General features: G+C 72.2%; 18 protein-coding genes. 6 read left to right on the top strand and 12 right to left on the bottom strand.

Annotated elements, in window-relative coordinates; genetic code table 11:
* Nucleotides 1–7: 7 nt before the first annotated feature.
* Nucleotides 8–2,221: a HAMP domain-containing protein gene (locus tag ABH931_RS29700; protein ID WP_370119879.1), complete on the bottom strand. Its 2,214-nt coding sequence runs from the start codon at nucleotides 2,219–2,221 to the stop codon at nucleotides 8–10.
* Nucleotides 2,222–2,426: 205 nt separating this feature from the next.
* Here ABH931_RS29700 and ABH931_RS29695 point away from each other — a divergent pair, with 205 nt between their 5' ends.
* Nucleotides 2,427–4,313 carry an ArnT family glycosyltransferase gene (locus ABH931_RS29695; protein ID WP_370119876.1) on the top strand — a complete coding sequence of 629 codons (1,887 nt, stop codon included), beginning with the start codon at nucleotides 2,427–2,429 and terminating at the stop codon, nucleotides 4,311–4,313.
* An 82-nt stretch (nucleotides 4,314–4,395) separates the two neighbouring features.
* On the opposite strand, the gene ABH931_RS29690 is transcribed toward ABH931_RS29695, so the two are convergent.
* Nucleotides 4,396–4,833: a gamma-glutamylcyclotransferase gene (locus ABH931_RS29690; protein WP_370119873.1), complete on the bottom strand. Its 438-nt coding sequence runs from the start codon at nucleotides 4,831–4,833 to the stop codon at nucleotides 4,396–4,398.
* Between the two features lie 49 nt (nucleotides 4,834–4,882).
* Between ABH931_RS29690 and ABH931_RS29685 the strand changes: the two genes are divergently transcribed.
* Together ABH931_RS29685 and ABH931_RS29680 are read left to right on the top strand one after the other, a co-directional pair.
* Nucleotides 4,883–6,325, top strand: coding sequence for an NAD(P)H-quinone dehydrogenase (locus tag ABH931_RS29685; RefSeq protein ID WP_370119870.1), 1,443 nt, complete (start codon nucleotides 4,883–4,885; stop codon nucleotides 6,323–6,325).
* A gap of 172 nt (nucleotides 6,326–6,497) precedes the next feature.
* Nucleotides 6,498–7,352, top strand: a complete 855-nt coding sequence (locus ABH931_RS29680; RefSeq protein ID WP_370120067.1) for a DeoR/GlpR family DNA-binding transcription regulator — start codon at nucleotides 6,498–6,500, stop codon at nucleotides 7,350–7,352.
* Between the two features lie 126 nt (nucleotides 7,353–7,478).
* Here ABH931_RS29680 and ABH931_RS29675 read toward each other — a convergent pair whose 3' ends face one another.
* Nucleotides 7,479–8,504, bottom strand: coding sequence for a bile acid:sodium symporter family protein (locus ABH931_RS29675; protein WP_370120064.1), 1,026 nt, complete (start codon nucleotides 8,502–8,504; stop codon nucleotides 7,479–7,481).
* A gap of 56 nt (nucleotides 8,505–8,560) precedes the next feature.
* Entirely contained in the window at nucleotides 8,561–10,336 is a 1,776-nt protein-coding gene (locus tag ABH931_RS29670; RefSeq protein WP_370119868.1) for a biotin carboxylase N-terminal domain-containing protein, read from the bottom strand.
* A 185-nt stretch (nucleotides 10,337–10,521) separates the two neighbouring features.
* Between ABH931_RS29670 and ABH931_RS29665 the strand changes: the two genes are divergently transcribed.
* On the top strand, nucleotides 10,522–10,956 hold the full coding sequence (locus tag ABH931_RS29665; RefSeq protein ID WP_370119866.1) for a hypothetical protein: 435 nt from the start codon (nucleotides 10,522–10,524) through the stop codon (nucleotides 10,954–10,956).
* Here ABH931_RS29665 and ABH931_RS29660 read toward each other — a convergent pair.
* The 5 genes from ABH931_RS29660 to ABH931_RS29640 all read right to left on the bottom strand — a co-directional run bounded on the left by ABH931_RS29660 (nucleotide 10,898) and on the right by ABH931_RS29640 (nucleotide 14,424).
* A complete protein-coding gene (locus tag ABH931_RS29660) occupies nucleotides 10,898–11,629 on the bottom strand; it encodes a hypothetical protein (protein WP_370119863.1) in 732 nt (243 codons plus the stop codon). The genes ABH931_RS29665 and ABH931_RS29660 overlap by 59 nt on opposite strands.
* Before the next feature lie 68 nt (nucleotides 11,630–11,697).
* Nucleotides 11,698–12,297: a nucleoside triphosphate pyrophosphatase gene (locus tag ABH931_RS29655; protein ID WP_370119860.1), complete on the bottom strand. Its 600-nt coding sequence runs from the start codon at nucleotides 12,295–12,297 to the stop codon at nucleotides 11,698–11,700.
* A 61-nt stretch (nucleotides 12,298–12,358) separates the two neighbouring features.
* Nucleotides 12,359–12,490, bottom strand: coding sequence for a morphogenic membrane protein MmpB (mmpB, locus tag ABH931_RS29650; protein ID WP_370119857.1), 132 nt, complete (start codon nucleotides 12,488–12,490; stop codon nucleotides 12,359–12,361).
* Between the two features lie 92 nt (nucleotides 12,491–12,582).
* Nucleotides 12,583–12,792: an acyl-CoA carboxylase epsilon subunit gene (locus tag ABH931_RS29645; protein ID WP_370119854.1), complete on the bottom strand. Its 210-nt coding sequence runs from the start codon at nucleotides 12,790–12,792 to the stop codon at nucleotides 12,583–12,585.
* A 36-nt stretch (nucleotides 12,793–12,828) separates the two neighbouring features.
* A complete protein-coding gene (locus ABH931_RS29640) occupies nucleotides 12,829–14,424 on the bottom strand; it encodes an acyl-CoA carboxylase subunit beta (protein WP_370119850.1) in 1,596 nt (531 codons plus the stop codon).
* 118 nt (nucleotides 14,425–14,542) lie between these two features.
* Here ABH931_RS29640 and ABH931_RS29635 point away from each other — a divergent pair, with 118 nt between their 5' ends.
* Nucleotides 14,543–15,424 (top strand): biotin--[acetyl-CoA-carboxylase] ligase, encoded by an 882-nt coding sequence (locus ABH931_RS29635; protein ID WP_370119847.1) that lies wholly within the window; start codon nucleotides 14,543–14,545, stop codon nucleotides 15,422–15,424.
* Between the two features lie 143 nt (nucleotides 15,425–15,567).
* Entirely contained in the window at nucleotides 15,568–16,713 is a 1,146-nt protein-coding gene (locus ABH931_RS29630; protein WP_370119844.1) for an adenylate/guanylate cyclase domain-containing protein, read from the top strand.
* A 185-nt stretch (nucleotides 16,714–16,898) separates the two neighbouring features.
* Here ABH931_RS29630 and ABH931_RS29625 read toward each other — a convergent pair whose 3' ends face one another.
* Genes ABH931_RS29625 through ABH931_RS29615 form a run of 3 tightly spaced genes read right to left on the bottom strand, consistent with a single transcriptional unit; the run spans nucleotide 16,899 to nucleotide 18,240 of the window.
* The gene (locus tag ABH931_RS29625; protein WP_370120061.1) at nucleotides 16,899–17,504 is read right to left on the bottom strand and encodes a DUF4291 domain-containing protein; all 606 of its coding nucleotides are present in this window, start codon (nucleotides 17,502–17,504) and stop codon (nucleotides 16,899–16,901) included.
* A gap of 59 nt (nucleotides 17,505–17,563) precedes the next feature.
* A complete protein-coding gene (locus ABH931_RS29620; protein ID WP_370119841.1) occupies nucleotides 17,564–17,746 on the bottom strand; it encodes a hypothetical protein in 183 nt (60 codons plus the stop codon).
* On the bottom strand, nucleotides 17,743–18,240 hold the full coding sequence (locus ABH931_RS29615) for a hypothetical protein (RefSeq protein WP_370119838.1): 498 nt from the start codon (nucleotides 18,238–18,240) through the stop codon (nucleotides 17,743–17,745). Before ABH931_RS29615 ends, ABH931_RS29620 begins: the two co-directional genes overlap by 4 nt.
* Nucleotides 18,241–18,371 lie beyond the last annotated feature (131 nt).

Here is an 18,371-nt window from a genome sequence, read left to right as displayed (position 1 = left end):
CGTTCCGTCAGACCCGGGCGGACGGGCGGTCGCCGGGGCGTCCGCCCTGCCGCTTCGGGCCCGCGCTGAGCTGCTGGCGGATCAGTTCGAGGCTGCGGGTGACCGAGCCGACCTCGTCGTGGTGGACGGGGTAGCGGACGGTGCGACGGTCGCCGGCGGCGAGCCGTTCGGCGGTCTCGGCCAGCACGCGCAGCGGCCGCACGACGACGATGTGCAGCCAGCCCAGGCAGCCCGCCACCGCGGTCAGGCCGAGCAGGCCCGCCAGCAGGGTGAGCCGCTGGGTGCGGTAGGCGCCGAGGTCCAGCCAGGAGGCGTTCTGCGAGCTGACGATCTGCCAGTTCTCGGAGGTCTCGCTGCCCGTGACCGCGCCCAGTGGCGCGGCCGCCGCCAGCAGCTGGTCGCCGCTGACGGGCAGCAGTCGCGACAGCGGTGCGGCCGAGGCGTCCTGGGCGAGCCGGGTCAGCGAGGCCGTGGGCAGGTTCTCGTAGGCGCGGAAGCCGCTGCCGGAGGCCATGACCTTCTGCCGCGAGTCGACCAGCCAGACGCTGCCCATGCCGGGCTGGCTCAGGGCGGTGTTCAGGGCGGCGATGTCGAACTCGGCGACCACCGCGACGGGCGTGTAGCCGCCGAGGTCGATCGCCCTCTGGCCGGGCACGGCCGGCTTGGCCGCCGGGATCGGCGCCCAGACGGCCAGCACCGGGATCCGGCCGGCGGTGTTCGCCTGCACCAGCCCGCCCGTGCCGGTCAGCTCGTGCAGGGCCTCGCGCGGGGCACCGCCCACGGTGGTCAGCACGGATCCGTTGCGGTCCAGGACGTAGAGCGACTGGTAGCGGCTGTGCTGGTCGAGCGCGGCGTTCAGCACGTTGCTCGCGCGCTCCGGCGTGGCCGCGCCGTCGAGGAGGGAGGCCATCGCGGTGACGTCCTCGACGCCCTCGCTCAGGGTCTGCTGCACCCGCGCGGCCGCGGCGGTCGTGCGGGTCTGCTGGTCGGCGACGAGCTGCTGCGGGACGGCGGAGGCGCTGACCGGCTGGGTGAAGATCACCAGCAGCGGCACGGCCCAGGCCGCGAGCACGATGCCGCAGGTGATCACGAGGCCGCGGGCACCGAAGGCACGGCGCAGCGGACGGAACTCCTGCGCCGGCTCCCCGAGGAGCTGGCGGCGCAACGCCTCCAGGGCGTGGCCGATCCGGGCGGTCTCGCCGGGCCGGGGCTGCGGTGCGGGACGCGAGAGGTCGCCCCGGGCGATCCGGGCGGCGCCGAGGTGCAGTTGGAGCAGCGGGCGCTGGAGCCGGGTCACCAGGAGCAGGGTCACCACCAGCGTGGCGACGAGCAGTCCGGCGGCGGCGGAGAGCGCCAGCAGCGAGTTGCCGGTGACGTCCGGGGCCTGCGGCGTGGCCGTGGTGACCACGACGATCAGCCCCAGGGGGTGCACGGCGGTGTCGCTTGCGGGCACGAGGTCGGCCCAGCCGACGACGGTCCGCTTGCCGCTGTGCAGGTCACCCAGCAGGTAGCCGGAGTTGCGCGTCTGGCCGACGCCGCCGCCGAGCTGCGCCGAGGCGCGCGCGGACGAGGCGGGGACGCGCCGGTCCTGGGTGCCGACCAGGCCCGGGCCCAGGGAGGCGACGGTGTGTCCATGGCCGTCGACCACCAGCAGGCCCCGGCTGGTGTCGCCGCCGGGTGCGGTCAGGCCCAGCACGTCGGTGGTCACCAGGAGCCGGCTGTTGACGGTGGCCCAGAAGGAGAGCCGGGTCTCGCCGCTCGGCAGGGTGACCAGGGTGGGGCGCGGGGCGTTCCTGGTGCCGTCGGCGTTGGTCGCGGAGGCCGCCTTCACGGCGGCCCGCAGCGCAGCGGTCGGCACCTGCTCGCCACTGACGGCCAGCGGCTGCCCGCTGGTGCGGTCGGCGACGACCGCACCGCGCCAGGAGTGACCCAGCGCCTGGAGATCGGCCAGGAGTTGTTCGTCCGTGGGCTGGACGGCGGCCGAGGCGGTGACGGCGGTCAGCTCGGCGGCCTGGTGACGCAGCGTGTCGAGGTCCCGGTCCACGGAGCCGCGCAGCGCGCTCGCCGAGTCCTCGGCCATGTGCTGCTGGGAGGTGAGCACGGCGGGGGCCACGTCGATGGCGACGTTGCGACCGAGAGCCAGCACGGTGATCGCCGCGACCGCCAGGAGAGCGCACAGAAGCGCCGCGACGGGCGGCCGGACGCCCCCGAGCAGGGGCATGTCCGCGCGCAGCCGCGTCCGGTGGCGGTGACGCCGCGGGGCGTGGGTGGACAGGGAGGGTCCTCTCGTGGACGGTTCCGAGGAGCCTAAGGAACGGATAATCACATAGAGGTCACGGTAAGGACATGTTTCTTACCCAATTCCAGGGCGTCACAGTAGAACACTTAGGCTGCAACCCTCCCACTGTTCCCTGAGAGGTTCCCGTATGGCCAGTGCCGTCCTGCCGGGCAGCGACACGACCATCCGCCCACGTGGAGGCCGCCGCCGACGACGGGCCGCGGAACCCACGCCGCTGTCCGTGCAGGTCGGCCTCGCGGCGGTGCTGCTGACCGCGGCCTGGCTCTACGGCTGGGGCCTCGACGGCGCCTCACTGCACCCGTACTACACGGCGGCCGTGCGCGGCATGGCCGCGAGCTGGCACGCGTTCTTCTACGGCTCGCTCGACTCGGCCGGCACCATCACCGTCGACAAGCTGCCGGGTGCGCTGTGGCCGCAGGCGCTGTCGGTGCGTCTCTTCGGACTGCACGTCTGGGCGGTGGCACTGCCCCAGGCGCTCGAGGGCATGGCGACGGTCTGGGCGCTGTTCCGGATCGTGAAGAGCTGGGCCGGGCCGGTGGCCGGGTTGCTCGCCTCGCTCGCGATGCTGGTGACGCCGATCGCTGCCGCGCTGGACCGGCGCGACATCGCCGACACCCTGCTGACCCTGCTGCTGGTGCTCGCCGCCGGCGCCGCCCTGAAGGCCTGCCGCACCGGCCGGTTGGGGCCGCTGGTGGTCTGCGCGCTCTGGGTCGGCCTCGCCTTCCAGGCGAAGATGCTGCAGGCCTGGGTGCTGGTCCCGGTCTTCGGCGCGGTCTACCTCTACGCGGCGCCCGGCCCCCTCAAGCGGCGCGTCGGGCACGCGCTGACGGCCGGGGTGGCCGCGCTGCTCTCCTCGTGCCTGTGGGTGCTCTGGGTCTGGGTCACCCCCGCCGCCGACCGCCCGTACGTCGACGGCACCACCGGCAACAACCCCTTCGCGCTGGTCTTCGGCTACAACGGCCTCAGCCGCTTCGGCGGCGGCGACGGCTCCGGCCTCGGCTCCGTCGCGGGCACGGCCGCGTCCAGGCCGTCCGGCGGCGCCGGGCTCACCGCGCTGACCAGCCACAGCGCCGCACCGCAGATCAGCTGGTTCCTGCCGGCCGCCCTGCTGGCGCTGGTGCTCGGGCTGCTGGCGCGGCGCGGCCAGGACCGCACGGACCCGCTGCGGGCCGGCTACCTGCTGTGGGGCGGCTGGGCCCTGGTCAACTACGCGGTCTTCGCGGTCTCTTCGGGCATCCACGCCTACTACACGATCGTGCTCGCCCCCGCCTTCGCCGCCCTCGCGGGCGCCGGGGCGGTGACCGCCTGGGCGGAGTTCCGCGCCGCGCAGACCCAGCGTGAGCGCTACCCGCTGCTGGGTGCGGTCACGGCCACCGTGCTGTGGGCGGTCGTCGTGGACGGCCACTACTCGACCTTCCACCGCTGGCTGGTGGTGTTCGTCGGAGCGTTCGGCCTGGCCGGCCTCGGCGCGCTGGCGCAGGGGCGCGGCTGGGGCGTCTGGCTCGCGCTCGCCGCCGCTGTGCTGAGCCCGCTGATGTGGTCGGTCTCGGTGTTCTCGCCGCAGTTCGCGGGCAGCGCCACCTCCCCGATGGCGGGCCCGGTCGGTACCGGCTACCTGGCCGCCAAGCACAACCGCGCCACCGCGCCGGTCGCCTTCACGGCCAAGGCCGGCCGGTACGCGCACCTGCTCGACTACCTGCTGGCCCATCGCGGTTCCACGCGCTACCTGGTGGCCACGCAGAGCGCGGAGCCCGCCGAGCCGCTGCTGCGCGGCAGCGACGCACCGGTCCTGGTGATGGGCGGCTTCACCGGCAACACCCCGTTCCCGACCGCGCCGGCGCTGGCCGCCGACGTGGCGGCCGGTCAGGTCCGGTACGCCCTCCTGATCGCCAACCGCCCCGAGACCGACGGGAGCCGCTGGGCCGCCGCGCACTGCCGGATCGTCCCGCCGACGGCCTACGGCGAGCAGGGCCAGGGCACGACGACCCTGTACGACTGCGCGGCCGCGAAGTAACAGGGCGGCCGGTCTTCGCTCGCGGCGGGCTTCCGGATCTGCGAGACGAGGCTGCGCGAGGCACCTGAAGGCGCTGCGCGCCTCAGCAGGGACGCTTGCGCAGCTCCATGACGTAGTCGTGGGGCGCGCCCGCGGACTCCGCCGCGTCGGCGATGATGCCGAGGTAGCGGGCGGAGGGGAGGCCGCCCTCGTAGTCGTTCAGGATGTACGTCCACGCCGTGACGTCCCCGTCGAGGGTGTGCACGCGCACGCGGAGCTTGCGGTAGAAGCCGAGCGGGACGCCCTCCCACCGGTCCAGGCCCTGCTCGTCCATGGGGGCGATGTCGTACAGGGCGACGAAGACCTGGTCCTTCTCGTCCTCGACGACCGTCGCGATCGAGCCCTCCCAGCCGAACTGCTCGCCGCCGAAGGTGAGCCGCCAGCCGTCCATCCAGCCCGTGCCGCGCTGCGGCGAGTGGGGGGCGCGACGGCTCATCTGCCGCGCGTCGAGGTTGCTGGCATACGCGGCGTAGAGCGTCATGGGTCCTAGGGTACGGGCCGGTGCAAGGTCCGACCGAATGTGCGGGACAATGGGGCACGTGACTCGGATTGTGATCATCGGTGGCGGACCTGGTGGCTATGAGGCGGCGCTGGTCGCCGCACAACTCGGCGCGGAGGTGACCATCGTCGACCGCGACGGCCTCGGCGGCGCGGCCGTGCTCACCGACTGCGTCCCCTCGAAGACGCTGATCGCGACGGCCGAGGTGATGACCACCTTCGACAGCTCCTACGAGGAGCTCGGCATCGTCGTCGCGGACGGCGCGGAAGCGGCCGGAGGCCGTTTCATCGGGGTCGACCTCGGCAAGGTCAACCGACGCGTCAAGCGGCTCGCCGTCGCCCAGTCGCACGACATCACCCAGTCGGTCACCCGCGCCGGAGTCACCGTGGTGCGCGGGAGCGGCCGCCTGGAGGGCGGGCAGGCGCTGGACGGCTCGCGGGCCGTCATCGTCGAGGCCGCCGACGGCGAGACGCAGGAGCTGCGTGCCGACGTCGTGCTGCTGGCCACCGGCACCCACCCGCGCGAGCTGCCGGACGCCGAGCCGGACGGCGAGCGGATCCTCACCTGGACCCAGGTCTACAACCTGGAGGAGCTCCCCGAGGAGCTCATCGTGGTCGGCTCCGGCGTCACCGGCGCCGAGTTCGCCGGCGCCTACCAGGCGCTCGGCTCCAAGGTCACCCTGGTCTCCTCCCGCGACCGTGTGCTGCCCGGCGAGGACCCGGACGCCGCGACCGTCCTGGAGGACGTCTTCCGCCGCCGCGGCATGAACGTCATGGGCCGCTCCCGTGCCGAGGCCGCGCGCCGGGTCGGCGACAAGGTCGAGGTCACCCTCGCCGACGGCCGGGTCATCACCGGCTCGCACTGCCTGATGGCCGTCGGCTCGATCCCGAACTCCGAGGGCCTGGGCCTGGAGGTCGCCGGGGTGAAGACCTCCGACTCCGGTCACATCAAGGTCGACCGGGTCTCCCGCACCTCCGCGCCGGGCGTCTACGCCGCTGGCGACGTCACCGGCGTGCTGCCGCTGGCCTCCGTCGCGGCCATGCAGGGCCGCATCGCGATGTACCACGCGCTCGGCGACGCGGTCGCGCCGCTGAACCTGAAGACGGTCTCGTCCAACGTCTTCACCGACCCGGAGATCGCCACCGTCGGCTACAGCGCCGCGGACGTCGAGTGCGGGAAGATGGACGCCGTCTGCGTCAAGCTGCCGCTGCGCAGCAACGCGCGCGCCAAGATGCAGGGCATCCGCGACGGCTTCGTGAAGCTCTACTGCCGACCCGGTACGGGCATCGTGGTCGGCGGCGTGGTCGTCGCGCCGAAGGCGAGCGAGCTGATCCACCCGATCTCACTGGCCGTGGACCTCAACCTGACGGTCGAGCAGATCGCCAACGCCTTCACCGTCTACCCGTCGGTGACGGGGTCGATCGCCGAGGCCGCGCGCCAACTGCATGTGCGCAAGCGCGCGGAGGAGAGCTGACGGCGCGTTCGGGGAGCGCGTTTCCGGCATTGAGCGGCGCACAGTGTAGTGCTGTGCGCCGGTCCACTGCGGGCGTTTTGGGCAAGTAGGCGCAATCGCCTGAAAGCTAACGGTCATGCACGTTACCGTCTGTTTCGTGTTCGCAGCAGAACGTCGCCAGTTGATCCTCGAAATGGTGCGCGCCAACGGAGCGGTATCGCTCCGTGAGCTCGCACGCGTCGTCCAGACCTCCGAGGTGACCGTACGCCGAGACGTACGCGCCCTGGAGGCCGAGGGCCTGCTCGACCGCCGGCACGGGGGCGCGGTGCTCCCCGGCGGTTTCTCGCGGGAACCCGGATACCCCCAGAAGACCCACCTCGCCGCCGCCGAGAAGGGCGTCATCGCCGACCTCGCCGCCACGATGGTCGCCGAGGGCGACGCCATCGTCGTCGGCGCCGGCACGACCACCCAGGAGCTGGCCCGCCGTCTGGCCAGACTCCCTGGCCTCACCGTCGTGACCAACTCCCTCCTCGTCGCCCAGGCGCTCGCTCACGCGAACCGCGTAGAGGTGGTGATGACCGGGGGGACGCTGCGCGGGTCCAACTACGCCCTGGTGGGCAGCGGGGCGGAACAGTCCCTGCAGGGCCTGCGGGTCACCCGCGCGTTCATCTCCGGCAGCGGGCTGAGCGCGGAGCGGGGCCTGTCCACGACGAACATGCTGAGCGCGTCCGTGGACCGCGCGCTGGTCAACGCCGCGGCGGAGGTCGTGGTCCTGGCGGACCACGGCAAGCTGGGCAACGACACGATGTTCCAGACGGTCTCCAGCGAGGCGATCACGCACCTCGTCACCGACGAGAAGTCGACGCTGATCGAACCCGCGGCTCGCGAGCTCGACGCTCTCGCGGACCAGGGCGTGCAGATCCACGTCGCCGCGCTGACGCCTCCGGCGAACTTTCCGGCGTCATCCCCACAGGACGCTCCGCGCCGCCCGGCCACCTTCCCGGGCCAGCGCCGCGGCCCCGTCCCGGTGGCTTCGGGACGACGGTGAGTCGCACCTCCAGGGGCGCGGGGCTCCGCCGACATGCGGCTCCTCCCCCAGCCTTCGGCCGGGAGGTGCCCCCTGCGTGGACGCGAGAAACCACCGGCGTGCGGATGGCCCCGCGCGTTCGGAGGTTCAGCTCGTGGGTGGCTTGTCGCGCCCGCGCGGCGGAGCCGTATCCGCCACCGCCTCGCGCCCCTGGGGGAGTGCCCCCATCCGTCTGGCGACAACGGTGCAGGCCATCAGTTGGATCTGGTGGAAGAGCATCAGCGGCAGCACGGTCAGGCTCACCGATGATGCCGGGAAGAGAACCGCGGCCATGGGCAGCCCGCCGGCCAGGCTCTTCTTGCTGCCGCAGAAGATCAGCACGATCCGGTCGGGCCTGGAGAAGCCCAACCGCCTTCCCGCCAGTGCGGTGATCCCGAGGACAGCCAGGAGCAGCGCCCCGCAGCTGCCCAGCAGCAGTCCCAGCCGTGCCGGGGTCAGCGTGCTCCAGACGCCGTTCACCATGCCCTCGGAGAACGCGCCGTAGACGACCAGCAGGATCGATCCGCGGTCCACCAGCGTCAGCGCCGGCCTGTGCCGGGATATCCACCCGGCGATCCAGCGCCGGGCGAGTTGCCCGGCCAGGAACGGCACCAGCAGCTGCAGCAGCAGGTTCACCGCCGACCCCGCGTCGATCCGCGCGCTGCCGCCGATCAGCCAGGCGGTGAGCAGCGGCGTAAGCACGATGCCGATCAGGCTGGAGAACGACGCCGCGCAGACCGCCGCCGCGACGTTCCCGCCCGCGATCGAGGTGAAGGCGATGGACGACTGCACCGTCGACGGCAGCAGCGTCAGGAAGAGCACGCCCTTGGCCAGCGAGGGGCCCAGCACGGGCGCGGTCAGCGCCTGCGCCGCGACGCCCAGCAGCGGGAAGAGCGCGAAGGTGGCCAGCAGGATCGTGCTGTGCAGCCGCCACTGCCTCGCTCCGTCCAGGGCCGCCTTCGGCGAGAGCCGGGCGCCGTAGAGGAAGAACAGCAGGCCGATCGCCACCTCGGTGGCCACCGAGACCGCGTGTGCGGCCCCGTCGCGCGCGGGGAACAGCGCCGCGAGGCCGACGGTGCCGAGGATCGCCAGCAGATACGGGTCGACGCCCGCCCGGCCGAGCGCGTTGCGCAGGGCCGGGACGGGCGTCGTCCTGTTGTCGTGCAGGTGGTGCGGGGACTTCAGCGAGCTCAGTCCTTGATCTCGCAGATGACCGCGCCGGAGGTGACGGTGGCGCCGACCTCGGCGGTGATGCCGACGATCGTGCCCGCCTTGTGGGCGTTGAGCGGCTGCTCCATCTTCATGGCCTCCAGGACGACGACCAGGTCGCCCTCGGCGACGGTCTGGCCCTCCTCCACGGCGACCTTGACGATGGTGCCCTGCATCGGCGAGGCGAGGGTGTCACCGGAGACGCCGGAGCCGCCCTTGCCGGCGACGGCGCGGCGCTTGGCCTTGCCGCCCGCGGCCTTGGCCGGGGCCGCCGAGGCGACGCCCAGACCGGCCGGGAGGGAGACCTCGATGCGCTTGCCGCCGACCTCGACGACGACGGTCTCGCGGCCGCCCTCGCCCTCCTCCTCGCCCGCGCCGGCACCGGCGAAGGGCGGGATGGTGTTGTCGAACTCGGTCTCGATCCAGCGGGTGAAGACCGTGAACGGGGCGTCGCTGCCGGTCAGCTCGGGTGCGAAGGCCGGGTCGACGACCACCGCGCGGTGGAACGGGATGGCGGTGGCCATGCCCTCGACCTGGAACTCGGCCAGCGCGCGGGCGGCGCGCTGCAGCGCCTGCTCGCGGGTGGCGCCGGTGACGATCAGCTTGGCCAGCAGGGAGTCCCAGGCCGGGCCGATCACCGAGCCGGACTCGACGCCGGAGTCCAGACGGACACCGGGGCCGGACGGCGGGGCGAACAGGGTGACCGTGCCGGGGGCCGGCAGGAAGCCGCGGCCCGGGTCCTCGCCGTTGATGCGGAACTCGAACGAGTGACCGCGCAGCGGCGGGTCGTCGTAGCCGAGTGCCTCGCCGTCGGCGATGCGGAACATCTCGCGGACCAGGTCGATGCCGGTGACCTCCTCGGAGACCGGGTGCTCGACCTGGAGGCGGGTGTTCACCTCCAGGAAGGAGATGGTGCCGTCGTTGGCGACCAGGAACTCACAGGTTCCGGCGCCGACGTAGCGGGCCTCCTTCAGGATGGCCTTCGACGCCCGGTACAGCTCCGCGACCTGCGCCTCGGAGAGGAACGGCGCGGGGGCCTCCTCGACGAGCTTCTGGTGGCGGCGCTGGAGTGAGCAGTCGCGGGTGGAGACGACGACGACGTTGCCGTGGGTGTCGGCCAGGCACTGGGTCTCGACGTGACGCGGCTTGTCGAGGTAGCGCTCGACGAAGCACTCGCCGCGGCCGAAGGCGGCGACCGCCTCGCGGACCGCCGACTCGTACAGCTCGGGGATCTCTTCGAGGTTGCGGGCGACCTTGAGGCCGCGACCGCCGCCGCCGAAGGCAGCCTTGATCGCGATCGGGAGGCCGTGCTCGCGGGCGAACGCGACGACCTCGTCCGGGCCCGCGACCGGGTCCGGCGTGCCGGCGACCAGCGGCGCACCGGCGCGCTGGGCGACGTGGCGGGCGGTGACCTTGTCACCGAGGTCGCGGATGGCCTGCGGCGGCGGGCCGATCCAGATCAGGCCGGCGTCCAGGACGGCCTGGGCGAACTCGGCGTTCTCGGAGAGAAAGCCGTAGCCCGGGTGGACGGCGTCGGCGCCGGAGTCGGCGGCGGCCTTGAGTACCTTCGCGATGTCGAGGTAGCTGGTCGCGGGGGTGTCGCCACCCAGCGCGTAGGCCTCGTCGGCAGCGCGGACGTGCAGCGCGTCCCGGTCCGGCTCGGCGTAGACGGCGACGCTGGCGATCCCGGCATCGCGGCAGGCACGGGCGACGCGGACGGCGATTTCTCCGCGGTTGGCGATGAGCACCTTGCGCACCTTGGCTCCCTTCTTTGAAACCCCGGAGAGTCTAGGGAATCGCGAGGTGTACCCACGAGTCCGTCCCGGTGGTGACCTTGCCCACACGCTGGGTGAGCAGTGGTTTCCACGGTACGCCGTCCGGGTTGCGGCGGGCTCGAGCGCGCGGTCTTCCGCCGTTGACTACTCCTCAGTAAGGTGCGGCCATGCGGAGATGGACGGCGATCGCGGCGACGGTTCTGGTGGTCCTGGAGGCGGGCGTCTCGGTACTCGCCGCCCTGATTCTGGGCGGGGTGGCGAACCGGCAGCACATGCAGTTCGCGGGCGTCCCGTACCGGGCGATAGCCGACGCCGCCTATGTCGGAATGGGCCTGCAGGCGGCGTTTCTGCTGGTCGTCGCGGGTGTGCTGGTCCGCGTCGCGCTACGCGCGCAGGATCGGCCGTTCGGGCGGCCGACCCGTTTCGTGCTGATCGCGGCAGCCGTCTTCCACGGCGTGCTGGCGGCGCTGATGCTGGCCCTGTCGGGCGTGTGGACCTTCCTGGTGCTGGCGCTCACGCTGACGCTGCTGGTGCTGCTCTACTTCACCCGGCAGGGGCAGGCGCCAACGCCTGAGCCGGCGCCTGTTGCGCCTGCCGCGTGACATCCGCCACGAACTCGATGACGTCGGGGCCGTAGTTGTCCGGTTGGAGCACCTTGTAGAGCAGCGCGAAGGTGCTGTCCGTTCCGTGCTTGTGACTCAACTCACGGTACGCGTGGCGCAGGTGACGCACCGCGGCGAGGTTGGCGACCGCGGTCTGGCCGCAGATGAGGAAGGTCGGCTGTCCCTGCGAGCCGACGGCGACGCGCGCGATGAGGACGTGGTCGGCCACGCCGGGCTCGCGCAGGTAGGTCTCGCCGCCGATGACGAAGTCCATGGTCTTGTGGGAGAAGCCGGGGAACTTCAGCTTCAGGTGCGCGGCGGTCCGCTCGTTGACGGAGGGGCCGGCGATGCAGAACTCGGCGCGGTCCCCGATGCCCTGCCGGATCTGGTGCGCGGGCTGGACGGTGTACTGCCCGCCGCACTCGTAGACGAGGGCGGAGAGCTCCATCAGCGCGTAGGCGTCCATCTGGGCGATGACCCGGTCGTTGTCGGTCGTCCCCGCCTTGCGGGGGACGACCAGCAGGGCCTCGCTGCCGCCGTGCAGCCCGAAGAACGCCCGCTTGCGCTCCAGGCGCCGCCGCCGCAGGCCCGTCTGCACCAGCCACGCCAGGAGCGCGCTGACGGCGCTGGAGGTGACGCCGAGCCCGATGTTCCATATGTCGCTGCTGTTCACGGCACCGCCCCCGAACGGAAAGTGAGAGTCCGACAGGAAGCATGCACCACGGGCGGGCGCGCGGGGAACTAGGCCCAGAGGTCGACGATGCCGACGTGCACGTCCGCCAGCAGGCGGCGCAGCAGGGGCAGCGACAGGCCGATGACATTGCCGTGGTCGCCCTCGATGCCGTCGACGAACGGGGCCGAGCGGCCGTCCAGGGTGAACGCCCCCGCGACGTGGAGCGGCTCGCCGGTGGCGATGTAGGCGTCGATCTCCGCGTCGTCGGGGGTGCCGAAGTGGACCGTCGTGGAGGCCGTCGCCGAGGTGCGCGCTCCGGTGCGGGTGTCGATGACGCAGTGGCCCGTCTGCAGGACGCCACTGCGGCCGCGCATGGACTGCCAGCGGGCGCGGGCGTCCGCGGCGTCCGTCGGCTTGCCGAGGGCGACGCCGTCCAGCTCCAGGACGGAGTCGCAGCCGACGACCAGTTCGCCGTCGGTGAGCGTCGCGGCCACCGCCGCGGCCTTCGCCTCGGCGAGGACCAGGGCCAGTTCGGCCGGGGTGGGCGCGGAGAGCGCGTCCTCGTCGACGCCGCTGACGACGACCTTCGGGTCCAGGCCGGCCTGACGCAGCAGACCCAGGCGAGCGGGGGAGGCGGAGGCGAGGACGAGGGTGCGCTTGTCGGTCATGGGGTTCAGACTAGTGGCGCGTGCCCGCGCGGCAGGGGGCCCTCGGCCTGCTCGACCGCCCTCACCACGAGGCCATGACCACGACCATCGCCAGCGACACGCACAGCGCGATGAGGATGCCAACCCGCCGCAGCAGTTCGCGGATGCGTGCCACCTCCGCCGGGGTGTCGTCCGCTGGGTCTGACCAGAGCATGCACTCACTGTGCGCCGAGGGCCTTGCGCGGCGCATGAGTACAGGTACTCAACTTGCGCCGCACAAGGCCCGGCAGGGTGGCGGACGGGGCGTCAGCGACCGGCCCAGGCCGAGGTGCGCCAGGCGTTGCGGCCGGGGCTGGGCATGCGGCGCACCAGCGCCGAACGGTCACGCCAGACGTTCGCGCCGGGTGCCTCCGGGGCGGCAGCTGCGCCGGCTGCCGCCCGGGCCGAGACCACCGCCAGGACGGCGGCGATCTCCTCGGGGTTGGGCTGCCCGTGCAGCACGCGGATGGGGGCCATCAGGCCTGCTCCTTACAGATCGAAGCCGACGGGCGGTTACAGCGGGATGTTGCCGTGCTTCTTCGGCGGCAGGGACTCGCGCTTGTTGCGCAGCGCGCGCAGGCCCTTGACCACGTGCTGGCGGGTCTCGGACGGCAGGATGACGGCGTCGATGTAGCCGCGCTCGGCCGCGATGTACGGGTTCAGCAGGGTGTCCTCGTAGTCCTGCATCAGCTCGGCCCGCTTGGCCTCGGGGTCTTCGGCGGAGGCCAGCGCGCTGCGGTGCAGGATGTTGACCGCGCCCTGCGCGCCCATGACGGCGATCTGCGCGGTCGGCCAGGCCAGGTTGAGGTCGGCGCCCAGGTGCTTGGAGCCCATGACGTCGTAGGCGCCGCCGAAGGCCTTGCGGGTGATGACGGTGATCAGCGGGACCGTCGCCTCGGCGTAGGCGTAGATCAGCTTGGCGCCGCGGCGGATGATGCCGTCCCACTCCTGGCCGGTGCCGGGCAGGAAGCCGGGGACGTCGACGAAGGTCAGCACCGGGATGTTGAACGCGTCGCAGGTCCGCACGAAGCGGGCGGCCTTCTCGGAGGCGCCGATGTCCAGGCAGCCGGCGAACTGCATCGGCTGGTTGGCGACGACGCCGACCGGGTGACCCTCGACCCGGCCGAAGCCGGTCAGGATGTTCGGCGCGAACAGGGACTGCGTCTCCAGGAACTCGCCGTCGTCGAGCACGTGCTCGATGACCTTGTGCATGTCGTACGGCTGGTTGGCCGAGTCCGGGACGATGACGTCCAGCTCCTCGTCCTCCGCGGTGGTGGCGAGGTCCGCCTCCTCCGGGAAGGCCGGGGGCTCCTCCAGGTTGTTGGAGGGCAGGTAGGACAGGAGCGCCTTGACGTACTCGACGGCCTCCTTCTCGTCCGCGGCCATGTGGTGCGCCACACCCGACTTGGAGTTGTGCGCGCGGGCGCCGCCCAGCTCCTCCATGCCGACGTCCTCGCCGGTGACGGTCTTGATGACGTCCGGGCCGGTGATGAACATGTGCGAGGTCTGGTCGGCCATCACGATGAAGTCCGTGATCGCCGGGGAGTAGACCGCGCCGCCCGCGCAGGGGCCCATGATCAGCGAGATCTGCGGGATCACGCCGGAGGCCAGCACGTTGCGGCGGAAGATCTCGCCGTACAGGCCGAGGGAGGCCACGCCCTCCTGGATGCGGGCGCCGCCGGAGTCGTTGATGCCGATCATCGGGCAGCCGGTCTTCAGGGCGAAGTCCATGACCTTGACGATCTTCTCGCCGAAGACCTCGCCGAGCGAGCCGCCGAAGACGGTGAAGTCCTGGGCGAAGACCGCGACCTGCCGGCCGTCGACGGTGCCGTAGCCGGTCACCACGCCGTCGCCGTAGGGGCGGTTCTTCTCCTGGCCGAAGTTGGTGGAGCGGTGCCGGGCGAACTCGTCGAACTCGACGAAGGAGTCCTCGTCCAGCAGCTGGCGGACCCGCTCACGGGCCGTCATCTTGCCCTTGGCGTGCTGCTTCTCCACGGCGCGCGCCGAGCCCGAGTGGACCGCCTCGTCGAGACGGCGGCGCAAGTCGGCGATCTTGCCGGCGGTGGTGTGGATGTCCACGTCGGCATTGGCGTGGTCGGCGGAGGACATGGGTCGGCGGCTCCCGTCAGGAGGGGTAGTACCGCTGGCGTTCCTTCTGAGGGATACGCGCGGTACCAACGGGTGGGGTTTCCGATCAGTAGGTTAGCCACCACGACGTGGCTCGGATATGGCGAGTGACAGGGGTCATACGCTAGGTGTCGTGAGCGAATCCCCGTGGAGTGACCTCGACCGCCCGCCGCTTAGGGCCGCGCAGCTGAACCGCGATCCCGGGCGGCTCGGCGCTCTGTGGAACAGCGTCGACGTCGTCGCCGAGACCGGCTCGACCAACAGTGACCTGGCGGAGCTCGCCGCCAAGGGCACCCCCCAGGGCGCGGTCCTGATCGCCGAGGAACAGACGCACGGCAAGGGCCGGCTGGACCGCACCTGGTCCGCCCCGGCCCGGTCCGGCATCTTCGTGTCCGCGTTGCTCCGCCCGAGTGACGCGGGCGTGCCGCGCGACAACTGGAGCTGGATCCCGCTGCTCGTCGGCGTCGCCGCCTCGACCGCGCTCAGCCGGGCCGCGGAGACCCGGGTCCGGCTGAAGTGGCCGAACGACCTGCTGGTGACCGTCGGCAAGGAGGAGCGCAAGCTCGGCGGCATCCTCACCGAGTTGGCCGACAACGGACGGGCGGTGATCGCGGGCGTCGGCGTCAACGTGTCGCTGCGCGACAGCGAGCTGCCGGTGCCGACGGCCGGCTCGCTGGCGCTGGCCGAGGCGCCGGTGACGGACCGGGAGATCCTGCTGCGCGAGCTGCTGCGCACGCTGTCCGAGCTCTACGAGGAGTGGTGCGCGGACGGCGGCGACCCGACGGCGACGCGGCTGCGCGAGGCCTACCTGTCGCAGTGCGCGACCATCGGCAAGCACGTGCGGGTGCTGCTGCCGGGCGACACGCAGGTGGTCGGCGAGGCGGTCGACGTGGACGACCTCGGCCGGCTGGTGCTGCGCGAGCCCAGCGGTGCGGAGCACGCCGTCTCCGCGGGCGACGTGATCCACGTCCGCGGCGCCTGAGCGTCGACCGCGCGGGTTCTCACCGGGGCGGATGCCCCGGACGGGCCCATTCCGTGCGAGTATCACTGGGCGAGGTGTGAGCAAGGACACGCCCGTCGCCGCGGCACGGGAGCGTCACGAGGACGGACGGGACGGACGGACAGGTGGGCGACGGGGACCGGGACCGGGATCGGCAGGGCGCGGAGCAGCAGCACCGCGACTCCGTGGCCCTGCAGCTGGAACAGCTGATCCTGGACTCCGAGCGCCAGTACACCCCGTACCAGGCGGCGCGCGCCGCCGGCGTCTCCATGGAGCTGGCCTCGCGCTTCTGGCGGGCCATGGGCTTCGCCGACATCGGGCAGTCGCGCGCGCTGACCGAGACGGACGTCATCGCGCTGCGGCGCCTGGCCGGCATGGTCGAGGCGGGTCTGCTGAGCGAGCGGATGGCCATTCAGGTCGCCCGCTCCACCGGCCAGACCACGGCCCGGCTCGCCGAGTGGCAGATCGACACCTTCCTGGAGCACCTGACGGCCGCCTCCGAGCCCGGGCTGACCCGGGCGGAGGTCGCCTACCCGCTCGTCGAGCTGCTGCTGCCGGAGCTGGAGCAGTTCCTCATCTACGTCTGGCGGCGTCAGCTCGCCGCCGTCACCGGCCGCGTCGTCCAGGCCGAGAACGACGAGGAGATGCAGAGCGGGCGGCTGGCGGTGGGGTTCGCCGACCTGGTCGGCTTCACCCGTCTGTCGCGCCGTCTGGAGGACGACGAGCTGGGCGAGCTCGTCGAGAACTTCGAGTCCACCTGCGCGGACCTGGTCGCCGGGCGGGGCGGGCGGTTGGTCAAGACGCTCGGCGACGAGATCCTCTTCGTCGCGGACGAGGCGGCGACCGCCGCCGACATCGGCCTCTCGCTGGTGGAGACCCTCGGCAAGGACGACTCCATGCCGGCCCTGCGCGTGGGCATCGCCTTCGGCACGGTGACGACCCGTATGGGCGACGTCTTCGGCACGACGGTCAACCTCTCCTCCCGCCTCACCTCCATCGCCCCCAAGGACGCCGTCCTGTGCGACGAGGAGTTCGCCGCCGCCCTGGAACGGGAGGGCGCCGCCCCGGCCACGGACGCCGGCGGCCCGGACGCCCTGCAGACCATCTCCTCCGTCGGCGTCGGCGCACCGGGCCCCGGCGAGCCCCACATCCAGCCCCCACTCCCGGACGCGGAGTACCGCTTCGCCCTCCAGCCGATGTGGCGCCGACCCGTCCGCGGTCTCGGGCTGGTCGAACCGTGGCTCCTGACCCGGCGCGTGCCGGGCGTGTGAACGCACCGATCGCGTGAATCCGGGGTGAACAGGGCGGCCTTCTGACAGCAGCCGTCCCGCCCAGGCCCGGTTCACCTTCGACCTGCGGGTGAACACGGTCGTCCGTCACGCCCGGGGGCTGGTCCAGTCGGAGAGCCGGCATCCGTTCGACCAGAACCCGTGCAACGACCGGGCGGTCGTGACGGTCAACTGACCGCGCTCGCGCCGATCCGGGTGCGGAGTGCGTCCGGGAGCGGGTAAGGCGGCTCGGCGGGGACGAGGGTGTCTGCCCCCGCCGGGTCACCGGCGCGGACGAGGGCATGGGCTTCGTGCGCGAGGGCGGTGGCGTCGGTGATGCCGACGATCCACTCGTCGACGTAACGGTGGACGGCCTCGCCGGTCAGGCCGATCTGGATGGCCCGGTGGGGGAGCTCCTGCTGGTTGGTCGAACGCTCCGGGTCCCACTGGATCCGCACCGGGCTCTCGCGCAACTGCGCCTTCCAGGCGGCGGCGCCCGCGTGCAGGTCGCGGTCGTAGTGGCTCAGGCACGCGTGCGCGAGGGCCCACTCGAACCCGCCGCGCCGGATCCGCACGGCCAGCACCCGCTCCTGCCCCGGCTTCCCACCCCAGCCGGAGCGGTACATCATCCAGCGGAACGACGGCTTGATCCATGTCATCCGCTCCCGCTTGAACGGCGCGACGAAGGTCCCGGCGGCGAGCGCGGGGTCGGCGATGGCCGGGGAGTAGGCCTGATAGACGGTCAGCGTGTCGTCGTCATGGGCGGCGCGGATCTGTCGCATGGGCGGGGACACGGATTCCATGGCCGGTAGCGAAGCACGCCCGGTCCGGTCGCGTCGAACGGATTCCGAGGTCAGAGCTGGCAGGGGTGCAGGGCCCGCTCGTCGCGGAGCTCCCCGGCCCGGAACCGGTGGATCCGGCCACCCCCGGCGGCGAAGGCGGACAGCGCGCCCTGGACGACGTTCTCGTTCCGCCGGGCGAACAGAACCCAGGGCTCTCGCGGCCGGTCGAGGTCGAAGGGGAAGGGAACTGTCACGAGGAGCCCGTTCCCAGGGCGAAGCAGCGGAGGAAGTCGTTCAGAACGGACGCGGAGAAGGGATCGGTCTCCGGGTCGCCCGGGGTGACCAGCGAAACGAGGTGGAAGTCCGACAGCAGCAGCGTCGTGCCACGGACAGCGGCCGTGAGGTCGGGGTGGTCGGTCAGGAGTTCGTCGTCCAGGCGGGCTCGGACGAGGCTGCGACGGTGAAGGTAGAAGAGCGAAAACGGTCCCTCGCCCTCGCGATTCGGGGCGTAGCCGTGCTCCTCCCAGAACTCCTCCATCGCCGCGCCGCTGGAGAACGTGAGGATGTCCGGGTGCTCCGACTCCGCGTGGGCGTCCGGTTGCCAGAGGTCGGCACAGTCCGCAGTGGCCGGTTCGCCGCAGAAGTACAGGCCGGACCAGCGGGCGGTCTGGGCCGCGAGGAAGGCCCTGACGGCGTCGGCGAACCCGGTGCCGACGACAAAGTCCGTGGAGTGACCGGTCAGTTGCATGTCCGACCTTGGGGTGACGGCATGCCCTCGGGCACGAAGAGGGCGTTGAACACGGTCGGCTCGGTCACGTCGAGCTCACTCACTCGCGCAGCGTGTCGAGGATGCCGTGGTACGACTTTGCGACGTCCTGG

The organism is Streptacidiphilus sp. MAP12-33, from assembly GCF_041261265.1.
In the GTDB taxonomy this organism is placed as follows: domain Bacteria; phylum Actinomycetota; class Actinomycetes; order Streptomycetales; family Streptomycetaceae; genus Streptacidiphilus.
Note: the sequence above shows the minus strand (reverse complement) of the source record. Positions and strands in the feature narration are given on the sequence as shown.